This window comes from Bradyrhizobium sp. LMTR 3 (genome assembly GCF_001693485.1).
In the GTDB taxonomy this organism is placed as follows: Bacteria; Pseudomonadota; Alphaproteobacteria; order Rhizobiales; family Xanthobacteraceae; genus Bradyrhizobium.
In genome coordinates this window covers 439,546-451,616 of the sequence record NZ_MAXC01000033.1, presented here as the reverse complement: position 1 = coordinate 451,616, position 12,071 = coordinate 439,546, and the positions used below count along the sequence as shown (strand labels likewise).

Here is a 12,071-nt window from a genome sequence, read left to right as displayed (position 1 = left end):
TCGCGTCACCATATTGCCCCTGCGCAGCGCAAATCCGCCGCGCACACGTCCAGCCACGGGCCCGTTTTGCTGTTTCTTCTTCGATGCGGGTGAGGGATCCTGCCTCACGTCCTTCCCGCGCGCATCACGCGAGGCTTTCCCAAAGTCCGTGGTCGTTTCTAGTCCGTGAGGCCTCTGAGTAAGAGGTTCGACTAATGGCACGCTTCAATCTGAACAGATTCTTCGATGACGGCCGTCTCGATGATTTTTTAGCCAGGTTTACGGGTGGCTCCGCCGACCACGATCATCTGAACGGCACGACGGGCAACAACGTCTTGTACTCCGGTGCCAAGGCGGACTCGGTCGCCGGCATGGCCGGTAACGACACGCTGAACGCCGGCTCCGGCGACGACAAGGTGTGGGGTGGCTCGGGCAACGACAATCTCTCAGGCGGCACCGGCGCCGATCTCCTGGTCGGCGGCTTCGGCGCTGACCGCATGGATGGCGGCTCCGGCAACGACGTGCTGCTCAGCCGGTCGGACGCCGGCGAGATGGTCGCGGCCCAGGACGGCACGACCCAGATCTTCGCGGAAGAAACCGCCGCGTTCAAGGCGGTCAACGACACCCTCACCGGCGGCAGGGGCGGCGACACCTTCCGCTTCGAAGGCATGGTGAACGCCAAGGACGAGATCGTCGCCAAGCATGTCAACGACGACGGCACCATCGACTGGGTTGGCGTCACCGGCGAGAACGGCGCCACGCATGATCACTGGGTCGACGGCTTCGGCAACGACGTGATCCGCGACTTCAACCGCGCCCAGGGCGACAAGATCGAAATCTCGGCGCACACCGCCGAGGTCAAGTCGATCGAGCACAAGGACAGCAACGGCGACGGCAGGAACGACTACAGCGTGATCACCGTCATCAGCCAGCAAGGCAATGCCGGCGCGCATGACGAGGATCTGCTCGGCACCATCACCGTCTACGGCAACCTGGTGAAGCAGAGCGATATCAACGTAACCCAAACCGTGTATGGCGCCTACGAGAAGGTTGGCGAACTCGGCGGCGCGCATTTCGATATCGAAGACGATGGCGTGCTGGCCGGTGGCGGCACCGACGGCGGCCACCACAACGAAATGACAGCGATGGCCAACGTGGCCACCTACGCGTAAGGCGAAGGAACTCAGATCTCAAACACCTGCAAGGGCCGGTTTTCCGGCCCTTGCATCTCCAGCGTCCGGTGTCGATTCAATCGTCACCGGGCGCGAGGCTGCATCCGCATCTCAACAAGGCGCCCTGAGGTCAGCGCGACTTCCCGGTGGTCGTCCCCGAGATATCCCCGGCGGGCGGTGGGGTCTGATCTCGCGCCGTCGATCCCGGTATTCCGCTTGGTCCGGGATTGCTGGGAACATGTGCGATGTTCTCCCATGCAAGGGCGGCAATCATCAGAATGACTGCTGCAGCGATAACGACAAAAGTTCGGAAGCTGATTAAGCCACGATCTTGACTGTCCCGCATGCCGGCCTCCGGGAACTGGTTCCATTTGCGTGCCTATGGCAGCACACTACATATGTGACGCGGCGATCGTGTGGTACCGGTGCGGCCACCCGCGCCACAGAAGGTAAGATCGTGCTATATCTAGACCTCGGGATCGTCACGGTCCTGATTGTTCTCAATGGCCTACTCGCAATGTCGGAGTTGGCCATTGTATCGTCGCGTCCGTCGAGACTGGCCGGCCTCGTTGAGAAGCGTGTCAAGGGGGCTCGCCGCGCCCTTTCACTGGCATCTGATCCCGGGAAATTCCTGTCGACGGTTCAGATCGGCATTACCCTGATTGGCGTGTTGTCCGGCGCTTTCTCCGGCGCGACGTTAGGGCTGCGTCTTGCATCCTGGCTGATCGAGGCCGGCCTGTCGCCCGGCGTCGCAGAGCCGGCCGGGGTTGGCGTTGTCGTGGCTTTCATCACCTATGCGTCACTGATTATCGGCGAGCTCGTTCCGAAGCAGATTGCGCTTCGTGATCCAGAGGCCGTGGCAGTGAAGGTGGCACCCGCAATGGTGTTGCTTGCCAAGGCGTCGCACCCGCTCGTGTGGCTCCTTGACCGATCCGGCAAGATATTGCTGTGGCTGCTGGGTCATCGAGAGCAAGCGGCCGATAGAGTCAGTGAGGATGAAATTCGAACGCTTGTCGCCGAGGCTGAGAATGCCGGAGTACTAGAGCCGGGCGAGAAGGAATGGATCGCCGGGGTGATGCGGCTCGGCGATCTGGCCGTGGGGGCGGTAATGACTCCACGTCACGAAGTAGAGTCTATCAACTTGGAAGATAGTAACGACCAAATTTTCGCTGACCTTTTGGAGAGCAAACACTCCCATCTCGTTGCCTTTGATGGCGATCACGAAGGCGCGATAGGTATCGTGAGTGCAAAAGATTTGCTTGACGTCTACCTGGCGGGCAAGACCCCCAAAATCCGAGATCTGGTTCGCGAAGCACCCATACTGCCGGAAGCGCTCGATGCTCGAGATGTGGTTACGCTCTTGCGCGGTGCACCTGTTCACGTGGGACTGGTGCATGACGAATATGGCGTTTTCCAAGGTGTCGTGACCAGCGCTGACATCCTCGAAGCGATTGTCGGCTCCTTCAATACCAAAGACGGGCCGGTCGAGCCTGCTGCCGTAAAGCGTGACGACGGATCGTATTTAATCTCCGGTTGGATGCCGGCGGTTGAGGCCGCACATTTGCTTGGAATTGCCCTTCCTGCATCGCGGCCTTATCAGACGTTTGCCGGCTTTCTGCTTCAAGAGTTTGGCAAGATTCCTAACGTGGGTGATAAAATTGAAGATGAGGGATGGCAGTTTGAGGTCGCCGATCTCGACGGCAGGCGGATTGACAAGGTGTTGGCCAGTCGACTTGAATCGGCATAAATGTCGACTCAAGGAGAAAGAACAGGACGCAAAGTGTCCGATCTCTGACCCTCGATGGGCCCCGCCTCGTCAACGGTCGGAATATCGGCAGCCGATTCCACGCCCTTGTTGCCGGTGATGGCGCAGGCGCGGATGTTACCTATGATGGTCTAGGGTAGATCAGAATCCCTTGATGCAAGAACCTTGCTAATCCGCGGACCGTCCATATCAACGAGAACAAATCAGCACACTCACCAATCCATGTTCACGCTATTTCTTTCCGGGCGCGACAGGCGCAAGGTCAGCATCTTTGGTCACTTCTTTAACCCCGCCCAATTCCCCGCCGGTGAGAATGAATAGCGCGGCAGCCACCGCGATGATTCCGCCGAGAATGAGTCCGATTGTGCTCTTGGATCGGTTGTCGCCAGCCATCTTGCGCTCCGTATAAGAGCGTTAACGTCCGCGCTACCCGTAGGTTCCCTGCCCTCGGTCTTGCACATTGGTCCGCGTGCACATCCGGAGTTAGTCCACCTTCACATTGGCGGCCTTGATCATCGGCCACCATTTTGCGATCTCGGCCTTTTGCCAGGCGCCGAGCGCTTCGGGCGCGAGCTTGTCCTTGGGCGGCATTTGCAGGCCGAGGTTTTCAAGCTGCTTGCGCACCGCCGGATCGTTCAACGCCTCCACCGTCGCCGCATTCAGCTTGGCGATGACATCCTTCGGCGTACCCTTGGGTACCCAGAGGCCGGACCATAGCGTCATATGAAATCCGGGCAGTCCCGCCTCGTCCACGGTCGGGATGTCGGAGGCAGATTCCACGCGCTTGCTGTCGGTGATGGCATAGGCGCGGATGTTGCCGGCCCGAACCTGCCCGATCGAGTTCGAGGTCTGGTCGACGATCATGTCGATCTGGCCAGCGACGAGATCGTTCATCGCGGGGCCTGTGCCGCGATAGGGCACATATTGCAGCTTGATGCCGGTAACGTTCTCGAAATAGACCCCGGCGATATGGCTGCCGGAGCCGGCGCCGGCCGTGCCCGCGGTCGCCGGCGTCGGCTGCGCCTTCAGCCACGCCACAAATTCCTTCAGCGAGGTTGCGGGCACCGCCTTCTTGCTGACGATGATCATCGGATTGCTCGGCAGCAGCGCGACCGGTTCGAGGTCGGTTGTGAGGTCGTAGCCGAGCTTGTAGATCGCGCCATTGGCGACGTGGGTGCCGAGATGGCCGAAGCTGATCGTGTAGCCGTCAGGCGGCGAACGCACGGCACGGCCGACGCCGACCGTGCCGGCCGCTCCCGTCACGTTTTCGACCAGAACCTGCTCGCCGAGCGTGACCTTCATGCGCTCGGCGAGAATCCGCGCCATCGCATCCGAAGGACCGCCGGCCGAGAACGGCACGATGATCGTGACGGGACGCGAGGGAAAATTTTGCGCTGCCGCAACACCACCGAACGCCAACACTGCAATCGCGGCCAGAACGATCTTTCGCATCTCATGCTCCCATCACATTCCGCCGCATCACGGTCAGAGCTTGGCGTAGTCGATCGGCTGGTGGCGATCGAGCGTGCGCGTGACCGGCGGCAGCGGATATTTAAGCCCTGTCGCGCAATTGAACAGCATGACCCGATCGTTTTTGGTCACGCGGCCGTCGGCAAGGCTTTGCTGATAGGCAGCATACGTCGCCGCCCCTTCCGGACACAACAGCAGACCCTCCTCGCGCGCCACTTCGTTGAGCGCAGCAGAAATCTTCTCGTCCGGGACCGCGATCGCAAATCCCTTGCTCTCGCGAACCGCGCGCAGGATCAGAAAATCTCCGACCGCTTGCGGCACGCGGATGCCTGACGCGATGGTATGGGCATCCTCCCACCGCGGAGCGTGCTCGGTGCCGTTCTCGAAGGCGCGCACCATCGGCGCGCAGCCGGACGCCTGTACCGCGACCATCCGCGGCCGCTTCGCGCCGATGAAGCCGATGGCTTCCAGTTCGGCAAACGCCTTCCACATCCCGATCAGGCCGGTGCCGCCGCCGGTCGGGTAGAAGATCACGTCGGGCATCTCCCAGCCGAGCTGTTCGGCGAGCTCAAGGCCCATCGTCTTCTTGCCTTCGATCCGGTAAGGCTCCTTCAGCGTCGAGGTGTCGAACCAGCCCGCCTTTGCCTTCCCCTCGCCGACGATCTTGCCGCAATCGTCGATCAGGCCGTTGACGCGATAGACGGTGGCGCCCTGCAGCTCGATTTCGCTGACGTTCACCTCCGGTGTGTCGGCGGGGCAGAAGATCGTCGTCTTGATGCCGCAGGACGTCGCGTAGGCCGCGAGCGCCGCGCCCGCATTGCCGTTGGTCGGCATCGCCATGTGCTTGATACCGAGCGCCTTGCCCATCGACACCGCCATGACAAGGCCGCGGGCCTTGAACGAGCCGGTCGGCAAGCGGCCCTCGTCCTTCACGATGATCTCGCCGCCGCCGAGTTTTTTCGCAAGCTTCGGCAGCCGGATCAGCGGCGTCGTCACTTCGCCGAGGCTGACGATGTCCGTGACCTTACGCACCGGCAGCAGCTCGCGATAGCGCCACATGTCGGCCGGGCGCTGCGCGAGGGCTTCCTTGGTCAGCGCCTTCTTCACGCCAGCGAGGTCGTAGCGCACCAGTAGCGGCTTGCCGGCCTTGGAGAGGTTGTGGATCTGATCGGCCTCGTACCGATCGCCCTCCATCGCGCATTCGAGATGGGTCACAAACGTCGGGCGTTCGATGGTCAGATTGTCGTTGTCTTTCACGCGTCGTTTCTTTCTTGTTTTAGCGATCTCTCGTTATCCGTCATTGCGAGGAGCGTCAGCGACGAAGCAATCCATAGCGCCGCAAGTGGATAGGTGGATTGCTTCGCTCCGCTCGCAATGACGGCGGCATCAGATATTCAGCACGCGGCCGTAGGCATCCAACACGGCCTCCTTCATCATCTCGGACAGCGTCGGATGCGGGAATACGGTGTGCATCAACTCCTCCTCCGTAGTCTCCAGGTTCATGGCGACCACGTAACCCTGGATCAACTCGGTCACCTCCGTGCCGATCATGTGGGCGCCGAGCAATTGCCCCGTCTTCTTGTCGAAGATCACCTTGACGAGGCCCTGGTCCTCGCCAAGCGCAATCGCCTTGCCGTTGCCCACAAACGGGAAACGGCCGACGCGGATCTCGCGGCCGCCCTCTTTCGCCTTCGCCTCGGTCAGCCCCACGGAAGCAATCTGCGGGTGGCAATAGGTGCAGCCGGGAATGAGATTCTTGTCCATGGCGTGCGGATGCAGGCCCTTGATCGCCTCGATGCAGACGACGCCTTCGTGCTCGGCCTTGTGGGCGAGCATCGGGGGACCTGCGACGTCGCCAATGGCATAGATGCCGGGGACATTGGTCTTGCCGTAGCCGTCGATCACGACGACGCCGCGGTCGGTCTTGACGCCGAGTTTTTCGAGGCCGAGGCCTTCGACATTGCCGACCACGCCGACCGCCGAGATCACCCGCTCGAACTCGACCGTCTGCGGCTTCTTGCCGTCGTCGATGGTGGCAACCACGCTGTCGGCTTTCTTCTCGAGCTTCGTGACTTTGGTGTTTGAGAGGATCTTGATGCCCTGCTTCTCGAACCGCTTGCGCGCGAGGCCGGCGATCTCGGCGTCCTCGACCGGGAGGATCTGCGGCAGCACCTCGACGACGGTGACATCGGCGCCCATGGTGTGGAAGAACGAGGCGAACTCAATGCCGATCGCGCCGGAGCCGACCACCAGCAGCGATTTCGGCATCCGCTCCGGCACCATTGCCTCGAAATAGGTCCAGACCAGTTTCTTGTCAGGCTCGAGCCCCGGCAGCACGCGCGGCCGGGCGCCAGTCGCGAGAATGATATGCTTGGCCTGATAGGCGCCCTCACCCAGCGCCCCCTTCGGCGCCTCGACGGCGGATTTCTTCACCGTGACCTTGCCTGGCGCATCGATCGACGCCTCGCCCCAGATCACCGTCACCTTGTTCTTCTTCATCAGGAAGCCGACGCCGTCATTCAGCCGCTTCGAAACGCCGCGCGAGCGTTGTACCACCGCCTTCGGATCGAACGATATTTTCTCCGCGGAGAGACCGTAATCCTTGGCGTGCTGCATGTAATGGAAGATCTCGGCCGAGCGCAGAAGCGCCTTGGTCGGGATGCAACCCCAGTTCAGGCAGATGCCGCCGAGATAAGATTTTTCGACAATTGCGGTCTTGAAGCCAAGCTGCGCCGAGCGGATCGCGGTGACGTAGCCGCCCGGACCGGAGCCGATGATGATGACGTCGAAGGATGTATCGGCCATGTTGGTCGGTCTCTGCCTGGATCGTTAGAATATCGTTTGGTGCGAGGTCTGGCGCGGGGCGTCTCGGCTTTGTTCTAATCGCTCTTCGCGTCAACCAGCTTCCGGATTGTCTCAAAGGTTTCGTCGGGATCGGAGATGTCGCGCACAATGACGCCGCTCGCCGAAACATTACCGAAACCCAGCGCCACGAACGGATTCGAATTTCGTGTCGACCCTGTCGCAAGGGTTGCGAGGTAAATTGACCCGAGATCGTAGCTGCGCTGAAGGATGCCCTTGCGCAAGGTAGTCTCCTTTACGTCGCGAAACTTGATCACCTTCTTGTTGATGGTGAGAAAACCTTCATCGAATTCGAGCCGGTCGGAATAGAAGCGGTATTCGGTCTGACTGTAATTCAGCTTCTTGCCGATATAGGCAACGACCGGAACAGCAAAGAATGCAATCGCGCCTATGGCGTAGGACGCATCCTTCGCATTCGGAAAAATGCCGATCGACGCGCCCACGCCACCGAAGAAGACGCCGCACCACAGCGTGAAAAACACCTGCAACGGAAGCTGAGTCAACAGCGTAATCCAGCCGATGAACATCGGTTTGACCGACAGTTTGACTTCACTTGGCGACATCGCTTTCCCTTGGTCTGAAGTCGGTGGATTTCGCCCGACGCAAGAAGATCGGCGCCTGCGTTTCCCTCACACCATCATCATCACGGGGTTTTCGATCAACTGCTTGAATGCGCCGATCAGCTCGGCGCCGAGCGCGCCGTCGATGGCGCGGTGATCGCACGACAAGGTCACGCTCATCATCTGCGCGATCTCGATCTTGCCGCCGCGCACCACGGGACGCTCCTCGCTGGTGCCGACCGCGAGGATCGTCGCATGCGGCGGGTTGATCACGGCAGTGAAGTGGTTGATGCCGTACATGCCGAGGTTCGACACCGCGGTGGTGCCGCCCTGATACTCTTCCGGCTTCAGCTTGCGCGCCCGCGCGCGCGCGGCAAAGTCCTTCATCTCCGATGAAATCGTGGAGAGTGTCTTGGTCTCGGCTTTGCGGATGATCGGCGTGATCAGGCCGCCGGGCATCGCCACGGCCACGCCGATGTCGGAGTGCTTGTGCTTGAGCATGCCGCCTTCGGTCCAGCTCACGTTGCAATTCGGGATCCGCTGCAGCGCGATCGCCATCGCCTTGATGACGAAGTCGTTGACCGAGAGCTTGTAGAGCGGCTTCTTTTCCTTGTCCTTGGGGGCTGCGGCGTTGATCTCCTCGCGGGCGACCAGGAGCTTGCCGATGTCGCAGTCCATCGTCAGATAGAAATGCGGCACGGTCTGCACCGAAGCGGTGAGCCGTTGCGCAATGGTGCGGCGCATGCCGTCATGCGGCACGATCTCGTAACTGCCCTCCTCGAACAGCGCCAGGATCTGCTTGTCGGACATCGACGGCGCGATGCTCGGACCCGCCGCAGGCGCGGCGGCCGGGGCTTTCAGGCCCTTGCCGGATTTCGCGTCCTCGACGTCGCGGGCGACGACACGGCCATGCGGCCCCGAGCCGTTGATACGCGAAAGATCAATGCCCGCATCCTTGGCGAGACGGCGCGCGAGCGGCGAAGAGAAGATGCGGGCTTGGCCGTTACCCTTGGCAGGAGCGGCCGCCTGAGGGGCAGGCGCGGGAGCCGCTGCGGGCGCAGGCGTTAGCGCCGGTGCCGCGGCAGCAGGCTTAGGTGCTTCCTTGGGCGCTTCTTTGGGTGCCTCCTTGGGCGCTTCGGCAGCCTTCGGCGCGGGCGCGGCGCCTGCCGCCTTCACATCCTCGCCGTCGCCGGCCAATACCGCGATCACGTCGTTGACGGGGACGTCCTGCGTACCCTCCGGTACCAGAATCTTGGCAATCGTACCCTCGTCGACCGCCTCGACTTCCATCGTCGCCTTGTCGGTCTCGATCTCGGCGATCACGTCGCCGGACTTGACCTTGTCGCCCTCTTTCTTGAGCCACTTGGCAAGGTTGCCCTTCTCCATCGTGGGCGACAGCGCGGGCATCAAAATGTTGATCGGCATCGTCAGTGACCCTGTTGCGGCCGGGGCGTGGTGGAGCCCATGTCGGTCGGCCGGTTGATTTCGGCTTCGAACATCTCGACGATGCGCGCAAGCGCCTCGTCCTCGGTGTAGCCGCTCTCGCGCGCATAGGCGCGGGCGGCGTGGCGGGCGATATCGACCAGCAAGAGGCCCCACATGTCAGGCTCCTCGAAGGCGCGCTGGAACGCGATCGAGAGCCCACCATCGACGACGAAGGCGCGCAGGACTTCAACGGCGTCCTCGCGGCCGATCACGTCCGGCGGCAGCGGTTGTTCGTTAGGACCGGCCATGGGCTTACCGATAAGAAACGGCTTTGGCGGCCGCAACCACCTCGGCCACGGAAGGCAATGCGAGCTTTTCGAGGTTCGCGGCATAAGGCATCGGCACGTCCTTGCCGGATACGCGCGCGACCGGCGCATCGAGATAGTCGAAGGCGTGCTCCATGATGCGGGCGGCAATCTCGGCGCCGACGCCGGACTGCTGCCAACCCTCCTCCACCGTCACCGCGCGGCCGGTCTTCTTTACCGAGTTGACGATCGTCTCGGTGTCCATCGGGCGTAGCGTGCGCAGGTCGATCACCTCTGCCTCGATGCCTTCCTTCGCGAGCTCGTCGGCGGCCTTCAGCGCGTAAGTCATGCCATTCGACCACGAGATCAGCGTTACGTCCTTGCCCGAGCGAACGATACGCGCCTTGCCGATCGGGATCACGTAGTCGTCGAGTTTCGGCACTTCGCCGGTGTGGCCGTACAAGACTTCGTTTTCGAGGAAGATGACGGGGTTGGGATCGCGGATCGCGGCCTTGAGCAGCCCCTTGTAGTCGGCCGCCGAGAACGGCGCGATCACCTTCAGCCCGGGAATTTGCGAGTACCAGGCCGAGTAGTCCTGGCTGTGCTGGGCGGCGACGCGGGCGGCAGCACCGTTCGGGCCGCGGAATACGATCGAGCAGCCCATCTGGCCGCCCGACATGTACAGCGTCTTGGCCGCGGAGTTGATGATCTGGTCGATCGCCTGCATGGCGAAATTGAACGTCATGAATTCGACGACCGGCTTCAGCCCCGACATCGCAGCCCCAACGCCGACGCCGGCAAAACCATGCTCGGTGATTGGGGTATCGATCACGCGCCGCGCGCCGAATTCCTGCAAGAGCCCCTGGGTCACCTTGTAGGCGCCCTGATATTCCGCGACCTCTTCGCCCATGATGAACACGTCGGGGTCGCGCCGCATCTCTTCCGCCATCGCATCGCGCAGCGCCTCGCGAATGGTCTGGGTGACCATCTCGGTGCCGGCGGGGACCTCCGGATCGGGCTCGGCGACCGCGGCCGGCGGTGCCGCTGGCGCCTTCTCGGCCTTGGGCTGCGGCGCTTCCGCTTTGGCTTCAGCGGGGGGCGCCGATTCCGCGGCCTTCGCCGCTTGCGCCGGCGCGCTGGCCTTGCCGAGATCGGCTGCGCTCTCGCCGTCGGCCAGAATGGTCGCGATCGGCGTGTTGACGGCGACGTCGGCGGTGCCTTCGGGGATCAATATCTTGCCGAGCGTGCCCTCATCGGTCGCCTCGACTTCCATCGTCGCCTTGTCGGTCTCGATCTCGGCGATAACATCGCCCGATTTGATCGTCTCGCCTTCCTTCTTCAGCCACTTCGCAAGGTTGCCCTTCTCCATGGTGGGCGACAGCGCAGGCATCAGCACTTGAATGGGCATATCGGCTCCCGAAAATCACTCGTCAGTGGTTCTGCGCTCGTTTGATCTGCAGGTCGCGAGAGCAGCAAACCAGGTCCCACGTTTTACGAACTATGCGTTGAATTACCTGTAGACGTCGGTCCAGAGCTCGGACGGATCGGGCTCGGGATCGCGCTGGGCGAAATCGGCGGATGCGTTGACGATCTCGCGGACCTCGGCGTCGATCGCCTTCAGCTCCTGCTCGCTGACCTTGGCGGCCAGCAGGCGGTTGCGCACCTGCTCGATCGGGTCCTGGTCGGTGCGGATCTTCTCGACTTCTTCGCGGGTCCGGTATTTCGCCGGGTCGGACATCGAGTGGCCGCGGTAGCGATAGGTCTGCATTTCCAGGATGAACGGCCCCTTGCCGGCGCGGCACCAGGCCACCGCCTCGTCGCCGGCGGCTTTCACGGCGCGCACATCCATGCCGTCGACCTGCTGACCAGGAATGTTGAAGGAGGCGCCGCGCTTGGAAAAATCGGTCAGTGCCGAGGAGCGCGTCACCGACGTGCCCATGGCGTAGCGGTTGTTCTCGATCACGTAGATCACCGGGAGCTTCCACAGCTCCGCCATATTAAAACTCTCGTAGACCTGGCCCTGGTTGGACGCGCCGTCACCGAAATAGGCGACGCTGACGAAGTCATTGCCGCGATAACGATTGGCGAAAGCAAGGCCGGTCCCGAGCGAAACCTGGGCACCGACGATGCCGTGGCCGCCGTAGAAATTCTTCTCCATGCTGAACATGTGCATGGAGCCGCCTTTGCCCTTGGAGTAGCCGCCGCGGCGGCCGGTGAGTTCGGCCATGACGCCGTTGGCGTCCATCCCGCAGGCCAGCATGTGGCCGTGGTCACGGTATCCGGTTATGACCTGATCGCCCTTCTTCAGGGCCATCTGCATTCCGACCACCACAGCTTCCTGGCCGATATAGAGATGGCAAAAGCCGCCAATTGCGCCCATGCCGTAGAGCTGGCCGGCCTTTTCCTCGAAGCGGCGGATCAAGAGCATGTCCCGCAGCGCGGCCAGTTCCTGCGCCTTGGTGAATTCCGGTGGGGACCCGTTTGCCTTCTCCTGCACTGATTCTTTCGCGACGCTTTTCTTGGGTGCAGCCAT

At 62.0% G+C, this 12,071-nt stretch carries 11 protein-coding genes; 2 read left to right on the top strand and 9 right to left on the bottom strand.

Annotated elements, in window-relative coordinates; all coding sequences use genetic code 11:
* The first annotated feature begins 194 nt into the window (after positions 1–194).
* On the top strand, positions 195–1,151 hold the full coding sequence (locus tag LMTR3_RS22965) for a calcium-binding protein (RefSeq protein WP_065747245.1): 957 nt from the start codon (positions 195–197) through the stop codon (positions 1,149–1,151).
* Positions 1,152–1,608: 457 nt separating this feature from the next.
* Positions 1,609–2,898, top strand: coding sequence for a hemolysin family protein (locus LMTR3_RS22960; protein ID WP_065747244.1), 1,290 nt, complete (start codon positions 1,609–1,611; stop codon positions 2,896–2,898).
* A gap of 249 nt (positions 2,899–3,147) precedes the next feature.
* Here LMTR3_RS22960 and LMTR3_RS38650 read toward each other — a convergent pair whose 3' ends face one another.
* The 9 genes from LMTR3_RS38650 to pdhA form a co-directional block, all read right to left on the bottom strand.
* Positions 3,148–3,309 carry a hypothetical protein gene (locus tag LMTR3_RS38650; RefSeq protein ID WP_176721969.1) on the bottom strand — a complete coding sequence of 54 codons (162 nt, stop codon included), beginning with the start codon at positions 3,307–3,309 and terminating at the stop codon, positions 3,148–3,150.
* A gap of 90 nt (positions 3,310–3,399) precedes the next feature.
* The gene (locus LMTR3_RS22955) at positions 3,400–4,368 is read right to left on the bottom strand and encodes a tripartite tricarboxylate transporter substrate binding protein BugD (RefSeq protein ID WP_065747243.1); all 969 of its coding nucleotides are present in this window, start codon (positions 4,366–4,368) and stop codon (positions 3,400–3,402) included.
* A 33-nt stretch (positions 4,369–4,401) separates the two neighbouring features.
* On the bottom strand, positions 4,402–5,643 hold the full coding sequence (locus tag LMTR3_RS22950) for a threonine synthase (protein WP_065747242.1): 1,242 nt from the start codon (positions 5,641–5,643) through the stop codon (positions 4,402–4,404).
* Positions 5,644–5,772: 129 nt separating this feature from the next.
* The gene (gene lpdA, locus LMTR3_RS22945; protein WP_065747241.1) at positions 5,773–7,191 is read right to left on the bottom strand and encodes a dihydrolipoyl dehydrogenase; all 1,419 of its coding nucleotides are present in this window, start codon (positions 7,189–7,191) and stop codon (positions 5,773–5,775) included.
* A gap of 74 nt (positions 7,192–7,265) precedes the next feature.
* Complete coding sequence (locus LMTR3_RS22940) at positions 7,266–7,811, bottom strand: PH domain-containing protein (RefSeq protein ID WP_065747240.1); 546 nt, start codon at positions 7,809–7,811, stop codon at positions 7,266–7,268.
* A gap of 66 nt (positions 7,812–7,877) precedes the next feature.
* Positions 7,878–9,233, bottom strand: a complete 1,356-nt coding sequence (locus LMTR3_RS22935; protein WP_065747239.1) for a pyruvate dehydrogenase complex dihydrolipoamide acetyltransferase — start codon at positions 9,231–9,233, stop codon at positions 7,878–7,880.
* A 2-nt stretch (positions 9,234–9,235) separates the two neighbouring features.
* Entirely contained in the window at positions 9,236–9,541 is a 306-nt protein-coding gene (locus LMTR3_RS22930) for a DUF5076 domain-containing protein (RefSeq protein WP_065747238.1), read from the bottom strand.
* 4 nt (positions 9,542–9,545) lie between these two features.
* Positions 9,546–10,946 carry a pyruvate dehydrogenase complex E1 component subunit beta gene (locus LMTR3_RS22925; protein ID WP_065747237.1) on the bottom strand — a complete coding sequence of 467 codons (1,401 nt, stop codon included), beginning with the start codon at positions 10,944–10,946 and terminating at the stop codon, positions 9,546–9,548.
* Positions 10,947–11,048: 102 nt separating this feature from the next.
* Entirely contained in the window at positions 11,049–12,071 is a 1,023-nt protein-coding gene (gene pdhA, locus LMTR3_RS22920; RefSeq protein WP_065747236.1) for a pyruvate dehydrogenase (acetyl-transferring) E1 component subunit alpha, read from the bottom strand.

Bases quoted from the DNA above. Each gene is read 5' to 3' on its own strand.
- LMTR3_RS22965 (WP_065747245.1), top strand. From the start codon at position 195: ATGGCACGCTTCAATCTGAACAGATTCTTCGATGACGGCCGTCTCGAT.
- LMTR3_RS38650 (WP_176721969.1), bottom strand. From the start codon at position 3,309: ATGGCTGGCGACAACCGATCCAAGAGCACAATCGGACTCATTCTCGGC.
- LMTR3_RS22955 (WP_065747243.1), bottom strand. From the start codon at position 4,368: ATGCGAAAGATCGTTCTGGCCGCGATTGCAGTGTTGGCGTTCGGTGGT.
- lpdA (WP_065747241.1), bottom strand. From the start codon at position 7,191: ATGGCCGATACATCCTTCGACGTCATCATCATCGGCTCCGGTCCGGGC.
- LMTR3_RS22940 (WP_065747240.1), bottom strand. From the start codon at position 7,811: ATGTCGCCAAGTGAAGTCAAACTGTCGGTCAAACCGATGTTCATCGGC.
- LMTR3_RS22935 (WP_065747239.1), bottom strand. From the start codon at position 9,233: ATGCCGATCAACATTTTGATGCCCGCGCTGTCGCCCACGATGGAGAAG.
- LMTR3_RS22930 (WP_065747238.1), bottom strand. From the start codon at position 9,541: ATGGCCGGTCCTAACGAACAACCGCTGCCGCCGGACGTGATCGGCCGC.
- LMTR3_RS22925 (WP_065747237.1), bottom strand. From the start codon at position 10,946: ATGCCCATTCAAGTGCTGATGCCTGCGCTGTCGCCCACCATGGAGAAG.
- pdhA (WP_065747236.1), bottom strand. From the start codon at position 12,071: ATGGCTGCACCCAAGAAAAGCGTCGCGAAAGAATCAGTGCAGGAGAAG.